This is a genomic window from Chitinophaga qingshengii (assembly GCF_014529935.1).
In the GTDB taxonomy this organism is placed as follows: domain Bacteria; phylum Bacteroidota; class Bacteroidia; order Chitinophagales; family Chitinophagaceae; genus Chitinophaga; species Chitinophaga qingshengii.
This window is the reverse complement of the sequence record NZ_JACVFC010000003.1, coordinates 719659-739200: the sequence shown is the minus strand read 5'-3', so window position 1 is coordinate 739200 and position 19542 is coordinate 719659. Positions and strand designations below refer to the sequence as shown.

Here is a 19542-nt window from a genome sequence, read left to right as displayed (position 1 = left end):
GATGCATCTCACCTATCGCTGGCCGGCCTGTATGGCGGTGATGCTCTCGCTGAGCGCTACCGCGCAGCAGTTGCCCGATGCCAATCAATATATTCAGGCGTCTTCCCTGCATACCCGGGAGCGCAGCTGGCCTTTTCCGGCCAATGGCGCCACCGATCCCCCCGCGTTGTTGTGGCCGGGTGTAGCGGGTAAAAACGTACAATACCTGGTTCGTTACAGCCAGGACAGCCTGTTCTCCCCGGGACGAACCCAACAAAGCGACACGCTGCCCTGGGCCATGTATGCAATCCATGCACCGCTTCAAAAGGGTACATGGTATTGGCAGTATGCCTCCCGTGCACAAAAAAAGGATGCCTGGAGCTGGTCGGAGCGCCGTTACTTTTATATAGCCGAACCAACGGTAACGCCTACACTTCCACAGATGATGGAGAAAGCCCACCAGCAGCATCCCCGTTTATGGGACATGCAGGCGCAGCTTTCTGTTTTCCGGCAGCGTAACCGCCGTGATCCCGAAGCGGTGGCACTGCTGCATGCAGCCGATAAGCTCATCAACGCCGCACTGCCGGAAGAAAAGCCCACCCGTCCGCGCGACACTACCGGCATGACCGCCCGGCAGCAGGAAAAAATGATGGAGTTCATGTATCATGGCTTCGGAGAAAAGGTAGCGCAACCTATTCGTCAGCTTTGCATCGCTTACTGGCTCAGTGGCGAAAATAAATATGCCACAGAAGCCGTACGCCGTGCCATGCAGCTTACCCGTCTGGACCCTTCCGGTTACGGCAGCCGTGACGATTTTAACAATGGCAACGTGATGGAAGGCATGGCCTGGGCTTATGACATGGCCTGCCAGCAACTAACGGCTGCCCAGCGTGACACGCTGCAGCAGGCCATCCTGCGCCGTGGAACCGGTATTTACCGTAACCTCGTCAACCGCTTTGAACTGCAGCTGTGCGATAACCACGTATGGCAACATATCCTGCGTAATTTTTCCATTACCGCCATGGCACTGGCGCATGATGTGCCGCAGACCAACGGGTGGTTACAATACGCCTACGAAGTATGGAGTGCGCGTTTCCCCGTGCTGGGTTCAACAGACGGCGGCTGGCATGAAGGCAACGGTTATTTCCGGGTGCATTTTGTATCGCTGGCTTATTTATCGCTGTTATTCAGCAACCTGAGCGGAGTGGATTATTTCGCCACGCCCTGGATGCAAAACCTCCCTTACTACCTGCTGTATTCCTATCCGCCCTCATCCGCTTCCACTGCGCTGGGTGATATGCACGAGAACCTGTCCACCACCGCCAGGACACCGGCTGTTTTCGCAGAAGCCTTGTCCCGCAAAGTGCACAATCCGTATTTTAACTGGTACGTACATACGATACAGCAGCAATTCCCTGACTACTTCCGGCGGGATAAAGATTTTGTATTGTTCCGGCTGCTTACACCCGCCAGGGAAGGCAACAACATCAGCTCTCCTGCTGCTTTGCCCGCCTCCCGCACCTTTCCGGATGTAGGGTTGACGATGATGCATTCGCACCTGGAAGATACCCGCAAAGATCTGATGGCTTCCTTAAGCGCTAATCCTTTTGGTTCTTCCGGTCACGGGCATGCCAGTCAAAATGCTTTCACTATCAACTACAGTGGAAAGCTGGTCTTTGGTGGCAGCGGCTTTTACAGCAATTTCAGCGACGCGCATAACCTGCTGCATTACCGTAGCTCCCGCGCTTATTGCACGGTGCTGGCCGACAGTCTGGGACAGCGTATCGGCGAAAACGGCTATGGCTGGATGCCCCGGCATATTGCCGGCAAACGGATACAATACACGCTGGGCGATGCCTCTAATGCTTACGGTCCGGTGACTGCGCCTTTCTGGTTAGGGCATTTTAATCAGAACAACCTGCAACCCGACAGGCAAAATGGTTTCGGCGATGCCGGCGTAACCCTTTACCGCCGCCATATGCTGATGCTCGACAGCAATATTATCGTTCTGTATGATGAGCTGGCAGCGCGACAGCCCGTCAAATGGACCTGGCAGGCCCACAGTCCTTTTGCCATTCAGCAGGGCGATGGCAACACCTTTACCATCAACGAGCCAGGCATTAAAGCGGGCGTACACGTATACGCCCATACGAAAACGGTTCCCGTCGTTCATCAGCGTTTCAATTCCCCGGCACTCAACTGGAAAGGCAAAACGGATGACGATGGTAACATTGTACCGTTTACCGAACAATGGCATTGTGGCGTGACGACTATCCCGCAACAGCAGGCCCGCCTGCTTACCGTGATGCAGGTCGGCATATCGGCAGCGCAGCCGGTGATACAGCAAGGCCAGGAATGGCGTGTTGGTCCCTGGCATATTATAGCGGAACTGGACGAAAACAACGCGCCGTTGTTATACATCTTCAGCGATGATCAAACAACAGCACTTCATTACGGCAGTGGACCTTTCCGGCAAGGCAAACACCAATACCAGCAAAGCACCGTACTGACAGAAAACGGTCAATCTACCGAAGCTATTGACATACTACCCTCCATCATTAAAACCCGCTAACATGAAAATAACGACGATCCGCAACGTGGCCGCCAGCCTGCTGTTATGCCTGCTGGCCGCAGCCTGTGCGCCGAAGAAAAAAAGGCCCAACATCCTGATGATCATGTCTGACAACCAGTCATGGAACCATGCCGGTTGTTACGGCGACAGGACCGTGAGAACGCCCAACATGGACCTGATAGCCCGGCAGGGCGTACGGTTTACCAACGCCTTCTGCAGTTCTCCTTCCTGCACACCCGCCAGGGCCGCCATGCTTACCGGACAGGATATCTGGCGCATAGAAGAAGGCGCTAACCTGTGGGGGGTTCTTCCCACTAAATTTAAACTGTACACCGATCTGCTGGAGGCTTCCGGTTATGAACTGGGATTCCAGGGGAAAGGCTGGGGACCTGGCAGTTTCACCGCCAACAAACGCAGCAGGAATCCTGCCGGCAACGAATTCAAAAACTTCGGTGATTTCCTCCATGCCCGCAAAGGCGCTCCCTGGTGCTACTGGGTGAGCAGTCACGAACCACACCGCCCTTATGAAGTAGGCAGCGGCGAACGGGCAGGCATACACGCTGACAGCGTACAGGTGCCCGGCTATCTGCCAGACTGCAAGGACGTACGCACCGATATTGCAGATTATTATGCAGCCGTAGAAACATTCGATAAAGAACTGGGCGAAATCCTGCAACAGCTGAGGGCAAGCGGTGACCTGGAAAATACCGTTATCATTGTATGCAGCGACAATGGCTGGCAAATGCCCCGTGGCCTGGCCAACCTGTATGACTTTGGTACCCGTGTACCACTGATTATTTCCTGGCCCGGCAAGTTCAGAGAGAACGAAACTTCCGATCACCTGGTAACGCTGAATGATCTTGCCCCTACTTTCCTGGAACTGGGACAGGTAACGGTACCCGCGGAAATGACCGGTCGAAGCCTGTTACCCGTTGTCACCAAAGGACAAACAGCCACCACACGCGATTACGTTGTACTCGGCCGGGAGCGGCATGCCTTTGTACGGCAACACGGACTGGGATATCCCGGCAGGGCTATCCGTACCCCTGATTATCTCTATATCCGTAACTATGAACCAGACAGATGGCCGGCCGGCGATCCACCGCTGTATGGGGACATCGATCCTTATATGCTGCATTATCCCGGTCTGGCCAAATGTTATATCATGGCCCACAAAGACAGTGCGGCTATCAAACCTTTCTTTGAACTCGGCTTCGCCAAACGGCCGGCAGAAGAGTTATTCGATATTAAAAACGATCCGGATGAACTGCATAACCTGGCTGCAGATCAGCATTATGCGCACCTGAAAGATTCGCTGGCCGCGAAGATGCAGGCGCACCTTGTCGCCACCGGCGACCCACGCGTTACCGGCAAACAGCTCATCTGGGACCATACCGATTATTTTTCGGAGATCGATAAAACACCGACGCCCAATGCGACCTATCAAAAGCAGTTCAAACTGGATTCTGTATACAACTACCTGAAATAATGTGATATGAAGAAGCTCAAATGGAGTTGGTGCCTGGCTTTTAGCTGCCTGTTGCTGGCCTATAACAGTCACGCTCAAACGAAAAAACGGCGTATGCCTCCAGCCATGAAACAGGTAGTGGAAGATGCCTTGTCATTTTCCGTGCGGCAGTATAAACATATGGCTGCAACGCTGCCCGAGGGCCTGTTGCCCCGTACCACGGCCAAAGATGGCTCGCTGATGACCGCCGAATCCCGCTGGTGGACCAGCGGTTTTTATCCGGGGACGCTGTGGTATCTGTATGAATACAGCAAAGATCCACAGATATTGGCAGAAGCCAACAAACGGATGCAGTTGCTGGAAAAGGAACAATACAACAGGCAAACGCATGACCTGGGTTTTATGATGTATAACAGCTTTGGTAACGCCCTGCGGATTGCGCCACAGGCGGCCTACCGGCAGATACTGCTGAACAGTGCCCGTTCGTTGTCATCCCGTTTTAATACGAAAGTAAACTGTATCCGTTCCTGGGACCATGGCAACTGGCAGTTTCCCGTGATCATCGATAACATGATGAACCTGGAGCTGCTGACCTGGGCCACCCGCGAAAGCGGTGATTCATCTTACTACAATATCGCGGTAAAACATGCCAATACTACGCTGCAACATCATTTCCGCAAGGACTTCAGCACCTGGCATGTGATCGATTATGATACGCTGACCGGTCAACCTGTTGCGAAAAAGACCTTCCAGGGTGCTGCCGATTCATCCGCCTGGGCAAGAGGACAAACCTGGGCACTGTATGGTTATACCATGATGTACCGGGAAACGCACCATCCGCGATACCTGCAACAGGCGGTTGCCGTAGCGGGTTTTCTCCTGCATCATCCGGCGCTGCCAAAAGACAAAATTCCTTACTGGGATTTTAACGCAGCAGATATACCGCATGCCTACCGCGATGCTTCCGCCGCAGCCGTCATGGCTTCTGCCTTGCTGGAATTAAGTACGATGGTCAAAGGAAAACAGTCAGACGCTTACTGGACTACCGCAGAACAAATTATTACCGGCCTGTCATCCGATGCCTACCGCGCCAAAGAAGGAGATAACAATAATTTTATCCTGATGAAAAGCGTAGGTTCTTTACCCCATGGCGTGGAGATTAATGTACCGCTGTCGTATGCCGATTATTATTACGTAGAGGCGTTGATGAGATACCGCCAATATACCGGTGGTTGAAAACGGTGAACAATAGAGGCCCGGGATTAAATATCCCGGGCTTTTTTATGCTGGTTAATCTGTAACAGACACATAATACCCATCCGGGTCCCGAAGCGAAAATTCATTTCTGCCGGAGTTGTTGTTGACGTGTGGCGGCTCTGCTACCACTGCTTTCAGCTCCTGTGCTTTCTTCCAGGCCGTTTCAAAGTGAGTGACCCGGAAAAATAGGATGAGTCCATTGCCGGGCGTGATGGCGGCGTTCATCATGGTAGGATGTTCATGGGCGCCCCATTTATGCAGGCACAGCGCAACAGTATCATCTTCCGGATCGGCGAGGATTTCGAATGTTGGTCCGCCGTGACGGCTTTCACAGCCCAGCAGGTGTTGATACCATTGGGAACTTTTCTCTACGTCTTTGACGGCAATAATGATTTCCGGTCTGATCATACGTTATTTTTATCGGTCAGATTTCTTTATTTCTGATCTTCTGTTTGTGTTGTATTCCCCATAATGACAACTCCCTTATCACGCTCTTGAGAGAGTCTGCATAATCGTTGTGCATATACAGCACAGTGCCGTTATCGAGTGTTCGCCGGGCAATAAGGCCATTCAGTTCCAGCCCTTTCAGTTCATTGGAGAGCACCCGGGCTGAAATGCCCGACAGGTGGCGTTGCAGTTCATTAAAACGTTTGTCTCCGCCGCGCAGTGCCAGGAGGATACGCATAGTCCATTTGCTGGCAATCACATACAATGCATCTTCCGCTGCGGGAATCAGTTCCAGGCATCTTGCCGGGTTATGGGTGGTGGTAGTTATTGTTTCCATATACAAGAATTGCTAACCGCGAGGATAGCACTAACCTCTTGGTTACGTTGATACGATGGCTTTTAACGAACAGTACTTTTGTATCCGGACAGAAAGATATTCTATAAAAACAAAAGTATCTAAAAAAACAGAACATGGGAAATATCCTGCATATCATATCCAGCGCGCGTGGCGAAGCCTCCAACAGTATTATGCTGGGCAATCGTATCGTTGAAAAACTACAGCAGCGACACCCCGGCAAAGAATTGGTCACCATCGATGTTACCCGGCAACCTTATGAACAACTGCATGGTGAACTGGTAACCGCTTACAGGACACCACAGCCATCCCTTACGGATGCCCAACAGCGTTTGCTGCAGGTCTCCGACGAAGCCGTAGCACAGCTGATGGCAGCAGACATCATCGTGATTGGCGTGCCACTTTATAACTTCCAGATGCCTGCTGCGCTGAAAGCATGGATAGATCATATTGTGAGACCTTCGAAGACAGTCGCCTATAAAGACGGGATGCCTGCCGGCCTGCTTTCCGGTCAAAAGGCATACCTCGCGATCGCCTCCAATGGTATCTATTCCGAAGGCCCGATGAGCCCGTACGATTTCGCTGAACCTTACCTGCGGTATATACTGGGTTTCCTCGGCATTACAGACGTTAGCACCTACCGTATTGAAGGCGCCGGCATGACCGCCACGCGGGATACCGCCGTGGCCAAGGGATTGGCCAGTGTGGAGAGCGTCTGAGTGGTCATTCCTTTTAAAATAAAGTTGGTTCTTTTCTTGGAGAACCAACTTTTTTCATTCAACTTTGTTTCATCAAAACATCAGCATTGGAAAAATACAGGGACAGGATAGAAAAACTGAGTACACCGCTGGAGGGCCTGGGCTTTTCACCCGTGGCCGCGCGGGCATATATTTATCTATTGCTTTGTGAAGGCCATCAGGCTACGTTTGAGCAGATCGTGGAGTACTTCGGCGTAAGTAAAAGCGCGGTATCCAATGCGCTGAAGTGGCTGGAAACCGCTAACATGATTACTTCCAGGACCATGGGCGGGCAACGGAAACGTTATTTCTCTCCTGGGTTGACTAATTTGTTTAATGTCGATACAATGTCCGAAAGGATCAAGGTGTTCTTTGGTTTTCTGGATGAAGTGAAATCCCTTCGTGAAACGGAAGATGATCTCAGTGCAGAGCTGGAAGACGTTTCCCTGCTGTATAAGATGATACTGGTGGAACTCCCGCTGATTATGGAAAGATGGCAGAGAACCATCGCGCTCAATAAAGCCGGTTCTTAATACGGCTTTTTTTTGTTGAGTTTGGTTCTCCACGTTCAGAACTAAAAGAATAACAATCATTTAAGATGAAAACAGGTATCATTTTGCTATTGCTGACTGCCTATGTTTCCGCAGCGGATAGCCAGGCCAGGCCAGCAACAGACACCCTCACCTGGAGCCTGCAACAATGTATGGACTATGCCACCGCCCACAACCAGGAATTGCTGGGCAAAGCACAAACCGCCAACGCCGCTGCACAGGACCGCAAAGCCGCCTCAGCCCGGCTTCTTCCGGACGTCACCGTTACTGCTGCGATCAACAATTACTGGAAGATACCCGTGCAGGTGTTTCCCGGAGAACTGGTGGGTCAGCCCGCGGGCACGTTTGTGCCTATACGAATGGGAACACCCTGGATGGGTAACTATGGCGCGGAAGTAAATCTGCCGCTGGTAGATGTACAAACCTGGCAGCACATCAAACTGGCAAGATTGCAGCAACAGGCCGGCGCCAGTGAATATCGCTCGTTGCAACGCTCCCTGCTGAAAAACGTGCGCATGGCCTATTACAGCACACAACTGCAACAAGCGTATCTTACCACAACACAGGAATTGTACAGCAACTACCAGCAAATTCATGCCCTTATCCAGCTACAGTTTGATAAAGGGCTGACAGATAAAATTGCCTTCAACCAATCTGCTACCCTATTAAAAAACAGACAGCAGGCCGTACAACAGGCACATGCTTCACTACAGGAAGCTTACCTGGACCTGAAATTCTGGATGGGCTTTCCGCTGGATAGTATAATGACTACCCAGGCTGCCGGACCATTGCCCCCGGTGGAAATGGTGAACTACAGTGCCACACAGTTACCTGACTATGAATCAGAACAACTGAAGGTAGCCATCGCCGGGCAACAGTACCGTAGTACCCGGGCGGCCTACTACCCTAGTCTGCATGCCAGAGGGTCTTATCAGCAACTGGGATTCGGCGATCAACTGAACTTTATCACCCATTCTCCCTGGTATACCGTAGGCTTCGCGGGGATTGAACTACGCATTCCATTGTCCTGGTCCAACATCGCCGCCAAACCACGCAGCATGAAAGCGCAATGGCAGGCTGCTTCCAGTCGCTTTAAACAATATGAAAGCGAGCAGATGAAAAAATATCTGCAGGAAAAGTTACTACTGGAAAAAGCCTCCGGCGATATACAAACACAAAAGGAAAACATTGTGCTGGCTACAGAAAACGAAGCTCTGAGCACACAAAAGATCAACAAGGGCATCATCGATATGATACAATTAAAAGAGATACAACAGGACCTGTACGATGCACAGCTGAAACTGAACGATGCCCGTATCGACTTTTTTAAACATTATACAGAACTCAATTACCTGCAACATCAATAAAGATCTGCATGAAAACATTGCTCACCCTCGCAGGAATAGGCCTGCTGCTCCTTGCCTGCAAATCCAAAACGGCCACCTATACGGTGCAGTCCCGCACACTAAATGAAGCGGTATATGCTTCCGGAGAAATCATGCCCGAAGCCTATTATTTTCTGAAAGCCAATTCCGCCGATCTGCTGCTGAAAGTACCAGTAAAAGAAGGTGACAACGTAAAACAAAACGAAATACTGGCCGTGCTGGGCACTCCCAGTCAACTGGAACAGGTAGACATTCTCCATCGCCAGGTAGCCCTGGCCGGCAGCAATGCTCAGGCTGGTTCCGCAGCCCTGACGGAACTGAAAAACCGTATTGCACTCGCCAAAACCCAGCAGGAACAGGATGCGCTTAACGCTGATCGCTATACGGAGTTAGCCAAAAGCAAGGCCGTCTCCGAAAAAGACGCCGAGCAAGCCCGGGTGCAGGCAGCCAGCAGCGCTACACAGTACAAAACCCTGCAGGACCAGTACAAGTCCCTGCAAAACGACCTGTCCGGTAAACTGCTGCAAGCTCAACAACAGCTTGCAGCCACCTCGCAGAGCCGCGAAGGCAAAGTGCTGAAAAGCCCTGTAGACGGCCGCGTATACAAAGTATACTTAAAAACCGGTGAACTGGCCCAACTCAATGATCCCATCGTAATGGTGGGCATACCAGGCCGCTTTAAACTGGAACTGCTGGTGGATGAACGGGACATCAGCAAAATACGCCTGGACCAGAAAGTGTATTTCGAAACCGATGTCTACAAAGGCAAACAGTTTGTGGCCACTGTCAATAAAATCATTCCGCTGTTGCAGAAAGAAAGTCGCAGCTTCCAGGTAGAAGCTGCAGTACAGGACACCGCGCTTTTTTATCCGCAGTCATCCGTTGAAGCGAACATCGTGGTGAGAGAGCGCGTCACCGGACTGGTGGTGCCTTCCGATTATTTAATGAAGGGCGACAGCGTATACCTGCAACAGGGCAAGGAACTGCATAAAACCGCTGTGGTGACCGGCATCCGCAGTGGCGATTGGGTAGAAATAAAATCCGGTCTGAAAGCAGGCGATGTAGTTGCCATAAAAGAAGGACGATGAAAATATTCACCAATATTAAACTCGCAGCCACCATCGCGTTTACGCATATGCGTGCCCGGCTGAAACAAACAGTGATCGCCACCGCCGGCGTAGCCTTTGGTATCACTGTGTTTATTTTTATGGTCAGTTTTATACAGGGCTCCAATGATTTCGTACAGGCGGTAGCGTTTGAACAGTCGCCTCACCTGCGGCTGTACAACGAAATACAGACGGCTTCCTCCAGTATTATGGACAGGGCCGATCCCGGCGCAGTGAATGTGGTTAGCCATGTAAAACCCAAAGATATCCTGCTGAGCCTGAAAGATGGGCCGCAGATAGTACAGGCATTGCAGCAAGACCCTCGCGTAGCGGCTATTTCCGGTGCTGTCAGCACCCAGGTGTTTTACCGCCTCGGTTCCAGCACCATCAACGGCAGTATCAATGGTATCCGTTTCGAGCAGGAAAACGCGTTGTTTAATCTACAGGCCAAACTGGTGGATGGCAGCTTCAAAGAGCTGTCGACGTTGCCCAACAGCATCGTCTTAGGTGTAGGGCTTGCGAGACGGCTCAACGTAAAAACCGGCGACAGGATGGAAGTCACCACCGAAAAGGGGAACAATTTCTCTGTGAAGGTAGTCGGCATTTTTAAGACCGGTCTGACTGATATCGATAAGCAGCAGAGTTATGCGAGCCTGAATACCGTGCAACGGTTCCTGGAAGTGCCGGTATCCTATATCACCGACATCAAAATAAAACTGCATGATATGGAGCTGGCGCCGGCGATGTCCCGGGAATTACAGGCTAAATACGGGTTTCACGGCTCCGACTGGAAGCAGGACAACGCCGCCTTACTGGAAGGGGACGCACTCCGTAAAATGATCGTATATGGCGTAGCCGTTACCATTCTGCTGGTGGCAGGTTTTGGCATCTTCAACATCCTGACCATGATGATTTACGAGAAGATGAAAGACATCGCTATCCTGAAGGCCATGGGATTTTCGGATTCGGACATCCGTTGGATATTCCTGGTGCAGGCGTTGTTTATTGGTCTCACCGGTGCTTTATTGGGACTGGTATTTGGTTTTCTGGCAGCTTATGGCATCTCCAAAATGCCGTATAAGAGTGATGTCATGATTACCCTGGACCACCTGCCGGTCAGCTTTAGCGCCATGTATTATGTAACCGGATTTACTTTCGGCATTCTCACCACTACCCTGGCCGGTTACCTGCCCTCGCGCAAAGCCGCCCAGGTAGATCCTATCACTATTTTAAGAGGATGATCATGAATCTGATAGAAGTAAGGAATATCAATAAATACTTTGACCAGCCCACCCGGATGCAGGTATTGGCCGACCTGAGTTTCGACATAGAAAAAGGTCATTTTGTATCCATCACCGGCAAATCGGGCAGTGGCAAGTCCACCTTGTTGTACCTGTTATCTACCATGGATACCGCTTTTGAAGGCAGTATCCGTATCAATGGCGAAGAGATGCAGGGCAAACGCAACCGCTGGCTGGCCGATTTCCGGAATCATCACATCGGTTTTGTATTTCAGTTTCATTACCTGTTGCCCGAATTCAGTGTGCTTCGCAACGTGATGTTGCCAGCGTTGAAGCTTGGCCGTTATACCCCCGATGAAATTGAGTACCGGGCCATAGACCTGTTGCAGCTGCTTGGCGTAGGCGACCAGGCCCCCAAACGGGCGTCGTTGCTTTCCGGTGGTCAGCAACAGCGCGTAGCCATTGCCCGTGCACTGATCAATGATCCGCTGATTATTATGGGTGACGAGCCTACCGGCAACCTCGACAGTCAGAATGCCGCCATCGTATTTGACCTGTTCCGGAAGTTGTCTTCCGAAAGAGGCCAGACCATCTTAACAGTCACGCATGACGATGATTTTGCGCGTCGTTCCGACAAGGTGATTCACCTGGTAGATGGCAGGATTGCCGGGTAGTCAGGCGACCTTCTGCCGGGACTGTGGCGCATCGTAAGTCACCGCCTGTTTACCTAAAATACGATCTCTTATTTTTAGCGCCGGTTTTTCCACCACAATACGTATCAGCCAGGCTGCCAGTATACAGGTGATGGAACAGATCAACATCATCCAGCCGCTGTTTTTTGCCATCCCCCAGGAACCCAGCAGTTCCTGGGTAACGTGGATTACGCCTTTATGGCTCAGGTAGATGGCATAAGATAGTGCAGCGATGAAAGCGGTGATGCGGGAATTGATGCTGTAAAGCCAGCAACGCGGACAAACGGCAGCCGCTACGATCAGGCCGTACCCAGCAGATACTAACGGGAAACCATATACGGTAGCTACCTGCGAAAAACTGTTTTCCGTCACAAACCAGGCTGCCGTGAGTAACGCGAGCCCTGCCACAAAAAACAGGTTCGCGAATTTATTGACCCATTCTTTTACCAGTGGTTTAAACTGGAACAAAGCCGCAATCGCCACGCCCGCCAGTAATCCATCTAACCGGTTGTAGACAGGATAATAAATTGCTTTGTACCAGACTACCCAATAAACCGGGCTTTCCTCCATGGGAGACACCTGGTAGGTATATATCCACCAACGACAGACAAATCCTCCTATAAAAAGTACCGGTATCAGCCAGAAAGCACGATGCCCCGCTTTCACGTGTAACAATAAGGAAAGCAGGCAGGGAAAAAGGATATAAAACTGTTCTTCCACGCACAGGGACCATGCATGGGAGAAGGTCCCATAAGTTTTAAGATCCAGTCCGAAGTTTTGTGTGAATGTCAGGAACTTCCATAACGGCGGCAACATTTCCTTCTCTCTAAAAGAGGGCAAACAAACATACAAAACCAGTACCAGCAAGTAAGGCGGTATAATCCTGAAAAAACGTTTGATATAAAACGGTTTTAGTCGTACCGTTCCCGTGATAGCTATTCCCTTGAAAAGTTGCCCCGAAATGAGGTAGCCGCTGAGCACAAAAAACAGGTCCACGCCCGTCCAGCCGAAACGTGCAGGCGTATTGAGCCAATCCGGATGCGGGAAGATGCGGTAATGATAGTAAAACACGAAAAAAATAGCAAATGCGCGGAGATGATCCAGCGATGCGATCTTCGGCAGCAACGCGTGTACCGCGTTCCGGGAATGGGTAGACATAAATAAAAAGGGGAGAATTTTTTGTGCAGTTAAAAGTAGAAAAAATTTTTTTTCAGCCACTACCATTCATGTAAATTGTAAATATAAATTCAGCGATATGCTTTCTACCCACCATCAGGTTTTTATAGAAGTGGCCCGGGAGAAAAGTTTCTCTAAAGCCAGTCAGACCCTGTTTATCTCCCAACCGGCCATCAGCAAACATGTGAAGTACCTGGAAGAATATTACAGAACGCGTTTGTTCGAGCGCAAGGGTATTCAGATATCGCTGACCGACGCCGGTCATTTTTTACTGAAACGGTTGTTGCAGGTAGCTAATATACAAGCGGACACAGAATTTGAAATGGCTGCTTTCAGTGATAAACACCAGGCAAAGGGGTTGCTGAAACTGGGCGCCAGTACCACCGTGGCGTTATATATTCTGCCTAAGGTACTCTCTGTTTTTCAACAGGAATATCCGCAGGTAGAAATTAACCTGCTGAACCGTAATGCCGAGATTGTGCTGGAAGCCTTGCTGAACCAGGATATTAACCTGGGGATTATTGAAGGCCGGGGAAAACTCACCAATGTGGTGTATCATCCTTTTATCAATGATCAGGTAATTGCCGTCTGTGGCAGAAAGAGTGGTTTCTCTAAAACGCGCCACTATCCGTTGAAAGAGGTATTGCATATGCCTGTGGCGCTGCGGGAGCGTGGCAGCGGGACCCTCGAAGCGCTGAAAGACGCCTTGCAGAAAAACAAGACCGGTATTGATGCTTTGCAGATAAAAGCGCGGTTAGGCGGCACTGAGGCGCTCAAAAACTTCCTGATTGAATCCGGCTGTATTGGTTTCCTGCCCAAACGATCTGTCCTCAAGGAGTTGAAGCAGGGCGACCTGACCGAAATTTTTTTCGAGGGATTACATATAGAAAGAAGTTTCTACTTTATTCAGCGGAAGGGTGAGACCAGTGAGCTGAATAAAAAACTGATTCGCTACGCCAGAAGCATATATAACCAATAGTTATAGGTTATAACCAAATAGACCATCTATTTGTTATAGGTCATTCCTACATTTACACGGAATGACATTTACACGGAAAAACATATCACGCGCTATTGCCTTGCAGTGTCCCCGTTGCGGGCAGTCATATGACGCGACTGTACTGCAGTCTTATGCTACCTGTTGCCAGCAACCGTTGGTTACCGCTTATTCCTGCGACCTTACGAACCCTTCTTTCCTGAAAGGACGGGACCATACCATTTGGCGGTACCGGGAAATGCTGCCGGTAGCAGATCCCCGTCATATTGTAAGCCTGGGCGAAGGTGGGACACCATTATCTACCTTACATACCTTAAGCGCCCGTACAGGCGTACACGTATTATTGAAAGATGAGAGTGTAAATCCTACCGGTTCTTTTAAAGCCAGGGGTATCAGCGTAGCGGTTTCCAAGGCGCTGGAACTGGGTGTTACCCATTGTATCATGCCCTCTGCCGGCAACGCAGGCGGCGCCCTCAGTGCGTATTGTGCCAAAGCGGGCATGAAAGCGACCGTGATTATGCCAAGGCTTACGCCGGGCACATTACAGGAAGAATGCCGGCTGTACGGCGCGGAATTACTGCTCACCGATGGGCTGATAGACACCTGTGGCCGCCTGGCACGGCAGCTGGTACAGGAAACCGGCGGTTTTGATATGTCTACCTTAAAAGAACCTTACCGGCTGGAGGGCAAAAAAACAATGGGCTATGAAATAGCCGAACAGCTGCACTGGCAACTGCCGGATGTGATCATCTACCCCACCGGCGGCGGTACCGGTCTGATAGGCATGTGGAAAGCCTTCCGGGAAATGCAGCAACTGGGCTGGATTTCCGGAAAACTACCCAGAATGATTATTATTCAATCTCAAAATTGTGCTCCCATGGTACAGCATATCAACAACGGAAACCTACCTGATAACTTTAATGGTTATCCCTCCAAAGCTTATGGACTGGCTGTTCCGCAGCCTTTTGCCAAAGACATGATGCAGGAAGTCATCCGCCAAAGCGATGGCAAAGCCCTGACCGTTACAGAAGAAGAAATGGAAGCAGGCATCTCTGAAATTGCTGCTGCAGAAGGTATTTTATTATCTCCGGAAGGCAGTGCTACTTATATGGGCCTGAAAAAACTGATTGAAAAGGATTGGGTACAGGAAGACGAACAGGTGTTGCTGTTTAATACCGGGTCCTGGTATAAATACCGTTGAATTTTTAATGGACGCTGTCTTTTTCTTCCTGTGCCTCCAGTAACTTGCGCTATTTTTTAATCAACGTTAAAGCTTTTTTTATTTTCTGATCTTTTTTTAGATTTTCTAAATTATCTCCTCCTATAATCTCTACATCCGGAATAATGTTCGCTTTATACATTTTAAGATTTCTATCCACCACATAATCGGTAGCCAGGTTAATCCCGGCAGTTTCATTTATTTTAAATCCTTGTACAGCGGTGGTATAACCGGCGGTGGGCTCTCCTACAATATACGTGTTAGCTCTTCCTATAAAAGAGATAGCCGTCATTTCACCAGCACTCGCGGTATAACAGCCAGATAAAATAACGATGGGCATATTGTTTTTTACCGGGTACTTCAAAGCCGATTTCCGTTCCAATTCAACATCATCTATCAACATTTTACCGTTTTTAATTTCCCAGTTACCGGTCGCTTTATGTTGAGCGTTTCTAAAGCCGCCGAAGACAATATTATCGCCAATAAACTCTTTTAGTCCCAGTAATATAGGATACATATTCCCCCCGGTATTTAACCTTAGATCAATAATCCATCCTTTGATTTTATCATTGTCAATACTATTGATATGCGAAACAATGTCATTGGCCAGGCTATCTACTTTTTTAAAGGCAAAATCGTTATTACCAGGAATCCTGATGTAGCCGATCTTCCCATTGATGGCCTCACTGGCAACTTTATCATCTTTAATTCTCTCTTTCAGATAGGTGTTACTGAGTGCTGCAGGCTTGCTCCAGCCGAATGTTTTGCCCTTATACTTCAACCCTCCGTGATGATCATTGAGTTGTTCAAACACTTCTTTATATAAAGGCGCCACTTCATCCATGGAACTAAGCTGTGAGGATTTATTATACAGGTCGCGTTTAACCTGGTCTATGTTTTCCTGGTTGATCGCATTTTCCTTCATCAGGCTAATTGTCTTGTCCACAAAAGCTTTCACGCTATCATTCTTAAACGTTTGCGCAAACGATGATGCGGAAACAAATAAAAAGCCGGCTAGTAATACACGCCTATTCATACATCTATTTCTTATTTGTAAGATTTTTATTTTCTAATTAGCACTTTAATATCGCCATCGATTTTTCAACCTCACCGCTCCTACCTGACGCATAAACTTAAGGGCTAACCACTCCTCATATTCAAACTGACTAGTCCATAAAATCAACATCAACGCCCCTAACAAGCCACACCCCAACGGTGCCATGCTATGGTTTCCCAGGATTCCCCATTGAACATACATCCATCCTACGAGAGCTGTACACAGCACTATCAACACCCATAATCCGCCCCTATAAAAGCCTGCATCCTCCTGCTTCATTGTTACATGGAGGACTACCTCCGTTTGCGACTGAGATTCCTTTATGGTACCAGTTAACAGCACGGTTATATTCTTGCGGGTTCCGGCGGGTACGCGACTGATAACGAAAGTGTTCCCTTTAATCGTTCCTTTAAAAGAACTGCGCCGGCCTGAGAAGCCCCATTTATGCCAACGGGGAGCTTCTTGCCGCAGACTCGTCTTCAACGCCACCAGCAATTCTTCCGGAGTGAGCGCGCTGATAAGTGTATAATGTCTTTCGGGTAGCCGGTTCATCCGTCTAAAGTATAAATTTCCGCCGGATGTCGCAAATACCCCTTCACAAAGTCGCCTGCTCCCCCCGGCTGACCGGGAGAAGCATTTTACCTTTAGGATGTCATTAAAACACTTCTCATTCTCCTAAATAGCATCGTTATGGCAAACAAAATCATCACGCAACGCATTACACCTCATTTATGGTTCGCAAATGAAGCGGAAGAAGCCGCGAAGTTTTATACTTCCATTTTTCAACATTCTTCCATCGGTAATATCACGCATTATACCGATGCCGGTCATGATATACACGGGATGCCGGCCGGTTCTGTGCTGACCGTTGACTTTACCCTGGACGGGCAACATTTTATTGGTCTCAATGGCGGTCCGTATTTTAAATTCAATGAGGCGGTTTCGTTTATGGTACGCTGTGCGAACCAGGAAGAAATAGATTACTACTGGGAAAAGCTGCGGGAAGGCGGCGATCCCAAGGCAGACCAATGTGGCTGGCTGAAAGACAAATTCGGGCTCTCCTGGCAGGTAGCGCCGGTACAACTGGAGGAAATGCTGATGGACAAGGATAAAGACCGTCTTAGCCGGGTGATGAATGCCATCTTCAAAATGAAGAAAATAGAGCTGAAAGCTATAGAAGAAGCCTATAGAGCACCCGTCGGCGTAAAATAACGGTCACGGATATACTTTATCAGAAACACCTGCAGGAGATGAGTCTACCGCAGGTGTTTCCATGTTATGATATTACTTATTGTGAAATTGTGGCAATTGTTTAACTTCCGGATAGTTATCCATAAGCACATCCATATGAAATACATTTTTTGTTCCCTGCCGGTACTATTCTTTTTTGCAACGGAAATCCAGGCCCAGTCAACCTTTTTCACCCCTCAACAACGGGATTCCATTCACAAACATTATCTTGATGCCGCCACCCGGTACCATTATTTTGCCCCGGAATGGGGACAGGCGCTTGACAGTGGTCTCGCACTCCTGCCACAGGATGCCACCATGTGGCAATTGAGAGGCATGCCTTTATTCAAACAGCGTAAGTATGAAGCCGGTATGGTGTACCTTGATAAGGCCGTCGCCTACAATCCGGCAGAATACCTCGATTACCGGGCGTTTATCAAGTGTATTTTTCAGAAGTCATATGTAGCGGCGATTGCAGATTTTAAAGAAGCGCAGCGTGCCCGCTATCATAGTGGCGTGATGGACCATCCCTATAACTTTTACCTGGGACTGTGTTACCTGCAACTCAACCAGTATGACAGCGCCAGGGCGTATTTCCGGCAATGTGTGGACAACTGGCAGCAATCCGGTACGGAAGCGCCTTTACATTGCCTCTATCCCTTCTACCTGGGCATTGTGGACTATGAACAAGGCAAGTACACGGAAGCATTGAATCACTTTACCCATAGCTTATTACTATATCAGCAATTTTCGGATGCCGGGTATTATCAGGCGCTTTGCCTGCAGCGGCTGCAACGGACAGCCGAAGCAAAAGCCGCAATGCAGAAAGCCCACGATGATTTCAAGCAAGGTTACACTATCCCGGAAGACAATCAGATATATGAGATGTATCCTTACCAGGTAAGTGCCTTCATGTATCCCAGGGAAGATAAAAAATAACTTTACCCTTTAACGAATTTTGTAAAAACGATTTCCCGGCGGGTAACAAAGCCCATGTGCTCATACAGCCGGATGGCCCGCTCATTGGCTAAAGACACATGTAACATGGAGGTAATGCCTTCGGCGGTGTGTTGCGCGCACAACCGGGTGATCAGCTGCTGTGCATACCCTCTGCCCGTATAGGCCGGATCGGTAACAATGGCGCTCAGTTCGGTGAAGCCTTTCATGCGCATCCGTTCTCCTGCCATAGCCACCAGACGTCCCTCCTGCCGGATACCATAGTAGGTGCCCAGCAAACGTGTGTCCGGCTGATAATAACCCGGCTGCACGCGGCCCGTCAGATCGGACATATCCGCAGCGTCAGCAGCGGTCATCATGGCAATGTCCGCCGGTGTTTGGGCCGGGATATCCACCTTCTGCCGCAATACCATCTGTGCGCAGGGCAATTCAAATACCGGTTGCCAATTGGCCGGTAACTCCGGCAATTTGCCTATCAGGAAAAAGGACTCACCTTCGTTTATCCATGGCTGTAAGTCGGCCAGACGTTCTGGAACGTTGTGGTCGTATGCAATAAAAGACAGGAATTCCCTGCGGTACCTTTTGGCATGGGAAGTACCTTCCGCCCAGGACGCATGCACGGTCGTCAGCGCGCTCCAGACGGGATTGTCCAGTAATTGTTCATCTATAGTTTCCAAAAGCTGTTTGTATTGGTCCATTACAAATTTAGCCATTTATCCCCGCCAACTTTATTAAAGTATACCGTATTTTTTTCTTCCGTATAATCCACCTCTCCGCAGGTAATTGCTTTCCCATTATAATAAATCGGTAAACCGTCGGCTCCCGGAATAGGTTGTTTCAACAGCAGGGAGGTCTTTCCTGATTTAACGAGGAGGTTGTATTGTTCTTTGCGCATCACTTTTCCCTCGGCGCCAAAAGGGGTTAGCAGGTTGGCCAGGCGGTCCAGCTCCGTCAGGTTGCCACCGGCATTGTAACGAAGATCAACGATCACATCAGACATCCTGCTTCCCGATACTGATACCAAATCTGTCAGAAATAAATGTATCCACCGCATTCGTCGTATATTGACTTAACGTTAAGATCCTGGTTAAATCGTCCATTGGCATCATGACAATT

The 19542-nt window shown here is 49.5% G+C and carries 19 protein-coding genes; 13 read left to right on the top strand and 6 right to left on the bottom strand.

What is annotated here, in order from left to right; translation table 11 throughout:
- Position 1 precedes the first annotated feature (1 nt).
- The 3 genes from ICL07_RS22705 to ICL07_RS22695 are packed head-to-tail and all read left to right on the top strand — an operon-like array spanning position 2 to position 5255.
- The gene (locus ICL07_RS22705) at positions 2 to 2551 is read left to right on the top strand and encodes a DUF4962 domain-containing protein (RefSeq protein WP_188090338.1); all 2550 of its coding nucleotides are present in this window, start codon (positions 2 to 4) and stop codon (positions 2549 to 2551) included.
- A 1-nt stretch (position 2552) separates the two neighbouring features.
- Positions 2553 to 4040 carry a sulfatase family protein gene (locus ICL07_RS22700; protein ID WP_188090337.1) on the top strand — a complete coding sequence of 496 codons (1488 nt, stop codon included), beginning with the start codon at positions 2553 to 2555 and terminating at the stop codon, positions 4038 to 4040.
- A 6-nt stretch (positions 4041 to 4046) separates the two neighbouring features.
- Complete coding sequence (locus tag ICL07_RS22695) at positions 4047 to 5255, top strand: glycoside hydrolase family 88 protein (protein ID WP_188090336.1); 1209 nt, start codon at positions 4047 to 4049, stop codon at positions 5253 to 5255.
- Positions 5256 to 5309: 54 nt separating this feature from the next.
- Here the strand turns inward: ICL07_RS22695 and ICL07_RS22690 are convergent, their stop codons facing one another.
- On the bottom strand, positions 5310 to 5684 hold the full coding sequence (locus ICL07_RS22690; protein ID WP_188090335.1) for a VOC family protein: 375 nt from the start codon (positions 5682 to 5684) through the stop codon (positions 5310 to 5312).
- A gap of 16 nt (positions 5685 to 5700) precedes the next feature.
- Positions 5701 to 6060, bottom strand: a complete 360-nt coding sequence (locus ICL07_RS22685) for a winged helix-turn-helix transcriptional regulator (protein WP_188090334.1) — start codon at positions 6058 to 6060, stop codon at positions 5701 to 5703.
- A gap of 134 nt (positions 6061 to 6194) precedes the next feature.
- Between ICL07_RS22685 and ICL07_RS22680 the strand changes: the two genes are divergently transcribed.
- The 6 genes from ICL07_RS22680 (at position 6195) to ICL07_RS22655 (ending at position 11772) form a co-directional block, all read left to right on the top strand.
- Positions 6195 to 6797 carry an FMN-dependent NADH-azoreductase gene (locus ICL07_RS22680; RefSeq protein ID WP_188090333.1) on the top strand — a complete coding sequence of 201 codons (603 nt, stop codon included), beginning with the start codon at positions 6195 to 6197 and terminating at the stop codon, positions 6795 to 6797.
- 86 nt (positions 6798 to 6883) lie between these two features.
- Entirely contained in the window at positions 6884 to 7348 is a 465-nt protein-coding gene (locus tag ICL07_RS22675) for a GbsR/MarR family transcriptional regulator (protein WP_188090332.1), read from the top strand.
- Between the two features lie 65 nt (positions 7349 to 7413).
- A complete protein-coding gene (locus tag ICL07_RS22670; protein ID WP_188090331.1) occupies positions 7414 to 8733 on the top strand; it encodes a TolC family protein in 1320 nt (439 codons plus the stop codon).
- Between the two features lie 8 nt (positions 8734 to 8741).
- Positions 8742 to 9839, top strand: coding sequence for an efflux RND transporter periplasmic adaptor subunit (locus ICL07_RS22665; protein WP_188090330.1), 1098 nt, complete (start codon positions 8742 to 8744; stop codon positions 9837 to 9839).
- Complete coding sequence (locus tag ICL07_RS22660; RefSeq protein ID WP_223152060.1) at positions 9836 to 11098, top strand: ABC transporter permease; 1263 nt, start codon at positions 9836 to 9838, stop codon at positions 11096 to 11098. Before ICL07_RS22665 ends, ICL07_RS22660 begins: the two co-directional genes overlap by 4 nt.
- 2 nt (positions 11099 to 11100) lie before the next feature.
- The gene (locus ICL07_RS22655) at positions 11101 to 11772 is read left to right on the top strand and encodes an ABC transporter ATP-binding protein (protein ID WP_188090329.1); all 672 of its coding nucleotides are present in this window, start codon (positions 11101 to 11103) and stop codon (positions 11770 to 11772) included.
- Here the strand turns inward: ICL07_RS22655 and ICL07_RS22650 are convergent, their stop codons facing one another.
- Positions 11773 to 12948, bottom strand: a complete 1176-nt coding sequence (locus ICL07_RS22650; protein WP_188090328.1) for an acyltransferase family protein — start codon at positions 12946 to 12948, stop codon at positions 11773 to 11775.
- Positions 12949 to 13045: 97 nt separating this feature from the next.
- Between ICL07_RS22650 and ICL07_RS22645 the strand changes: the two genes are divergently transcribed.
- A complete protein-coding gene (locus ICL07_RS22645; RefSeq protein ID WP_188090327.1) occupies positions 13046 to 13945 on the top strand; it encodes a LysR family transcriptional regulator in 900 nt (299 codons plus the stop codon).
- A 61-nt stretch (positions 13946 to 14006) separates the two neighbouring features.
- Complete coding sequence (locus tag ICL07_RS22640; RefSeq protein ID WP_188090326.1) at positions 14007 to 15164, top strand: threonine synthase; 1158 nt, start codon at positions 14007 to 14009, stop codon at positions 15162 to 15164.
- Positions 15165 to 15213: 49 nt separating this feature from the next.
- Here ICL07_RS22640 and ICL07_RS22635 read toward each other — a convergent pair whose 3' ends face one another.
- Entirely contained in the window at positions 15214 to 16026 is an 813-nt protein-coding gene (locus ICL07_RS22635; RefSeq protein ID WP_188090325.1) for a S41 family peptidase, read from the bottom strand.
- Positions 16027 to 16929: 903 nt separating this feature from the next.
- On the opposite strand from ICL07_RS22635, the gene ICL07_RS22630 reads away from it, so the two are divergent.
- Together ICL07_RS22630 and ICL07_RS22625 are read left to right on the top strand one after the other, a co-directional pair.
- Positions 16930 to 17451: a VOC family protein gene (locus ICL07_RS22630; protein WP_188090324.1), complete on the top strand. Its 522-nt coding sequence runs from the start codon at positions 16930 to 16932 to the stop codon at positions 17449 to 17451.
- A gap of 135 nt (positions 17452 to 17586) precedes the next feature.
- A complete protein-coding gene (locus ICL07_RS22625) occupies positions 17587 to 18408 on the top strand; it encodes a tetratricopeptide repeat protein (protein ID WP_188090323.1) in 822 nt (273 codons plus the stop codon).
- A 2-nt stretch (positions 18409 to 18410) separates the two neighbouring features.
- Here the strand turns inward: ICL07_RS22625 and ICL07_RS22620 are convergent, their stop codons facing one another.
- Both ICL07_RS22620 and ICL07_RS22615 read right to left on the bottom strand, forming a co-directional pair.
- Positions 18411 to 19139: a GNAT family N-acetyltransferase gene (locus tag ICL07_RS22620; RefSeq protein WP_188090322.1), complete on the bottom strand. Its 729-nt coding sequence runs from the start codon at positions 19137 to 19139 to the stop codon at positions 18411 to 18413.
- On the bottom strand, positions 19124 to 19480 hold the full coding sequence (locus ICL07_RS22615) for a S41 family peptidase (protein ID WP_188090321.1): 357 nt from the start codon (positions 19478 to 19480) through the stop codon (positions 19124 to 19126). The genes ICL07_RS22620 and ICL07_RS22615 overlap by 16 nt, the downstream gene beginning before the upstream one ends.
- Between the last annotated feature and the right edge of the window lie 62 nt (positions 19481 to 19542).

What these genes read in the sequence shown, in the direction of transcription:
- ICL07_RS22705 (WP_188090338.1), top strand. Translation starts at nt 2, where the DNA reads ATGCATCTCACCTATCGCTGGCCGGCCTGTATGGCGGTGATGCTCTCG.
- ICL07_RS22700 (WP_188090337.1), top strand. Translation starts at nt 2,553, where the DNA reads ATGAAAATAACGACGATCCGCAACGTGGCCGCCAGCCTGCTGTTATGC.
- ICL07_RS22695 (WP_188090336.1), top strand. Translation starts at nt 4,047, where the DNA reads ATGAAGAAGCTCAAATGGAGTTGGTGCCTGGCTTTTAGCTGCCTGTTG.
- ICL07_RS22690 (WP_188090335.1), bottom strand. Translation starts at nt 5,684, where the DNA reads ATGATCAGACCGGAAATCATTATTGCCGTCAAAGACGTAGAGAAAAGT.
- ICL07_RS22685 (WP_188090334.1), bottom strand. Translation starts at nt 6,060, where the DNA reads ATGGAAACAATAACTACCACCACCCATAACCCGGCAAGATGCCTGGAA.
- ICL07_RS22680 (WP_188090333.1), top strand. Translation starts at nt 6,195, where the DNA reads ATGGGAAATATCCTGCATATCATATCCAGCGCGCGTGGCGAAGCCTCC.
- ICL07_RS22670 (WP_188090331.1), top strand. Translation starts at nt 7,414, where the DNA reads ATGAAAACAGGTATCATTTTGCTATTGCTGACTGCCTATGTTTCCGCA.
- ICL07_RS22665 (WP_188090330.1), top strand. Translation starts at nt 8,742, where the DNA reads ATGAAAACATTGCTCACCCTCGCAGGAATAGGCCTGCTGCTCCTTGCC.
- ICL07_RS22660 (WP_223152060.1), top strand. Translation starts at nt 9,836, where the DNA reads ATGAAAATATTCACCAATATTAAACTCGCAGCCACCATCGCGTTTACG.
- ICL07_RS22655 (WP_188090329.1), top strand. Translation starts at nt 11,101, where the DNA reads ATGAATCTGATAGAAGTAAGGAATATCAATAAATACTTTGACCAGCCC.
- ICL07_RS22650 (WP_188090328.1), bottom strand. Translation starts at nt 12,948, where the DNA reads ATGTCTACCCATTCCCGGAACGCGGTACACGCGTTGCTGCCGAAGATC.
- ICL07_RS22645 (WP_188090327.1), top strand. Translation starts at nt 13,046, where the DNA reads ATGCTTTCTACCCACCATCAGGTTTTTATAGAAGTGGCCCGGGAGAAA.
- ICL07_RS22640 (WP_188090326.1), top strand. Translation starts at nt 14,007, where the DNA reads ATGACATTTACACGGAAAAACATATCACGCGCTATTGCCTTGCAGTGT.
- ICL07_RS22635 (WP_188090325.1), bottom strand. Translation starts at nt 16,026, where the DNA reads ATGGATGAAGTGGCGCCTTTATATAAAGAAGTGTTTGAACAACTCAAT.
- ICL07_RS22630 (WP_188090324.1), top strand. Translation starts at nt 16,930, where the DNA reads ATGGCAAACAAAATCATCACGCAACGCATTACACCTCATTTATGGTTC.
- ICL07_RS22625 (WP_188090323.1), top strand. Translation starts at nt 17,587, where the DNA reads ATGAAATACATTTTTTGTTCCCTGCCGGTACTATTCTTTTTTGCAACG.
- ICL07_RS22620 (WP_188090322.1), bottom strand. Translation starts at nt 19,139, where the DNA reads ATGGCTAAATTTGTAATGGACCAATACAAACAGCTTTTGGAAACTATA.
- ICL07_RS22615 (WP_188090321.1), bottom strand. Translation starts at nt 19,480, where the DNA reads ATGCGGTGGATACATTTATTTCTGACAGATTTGGTATCAGTATCGGGA.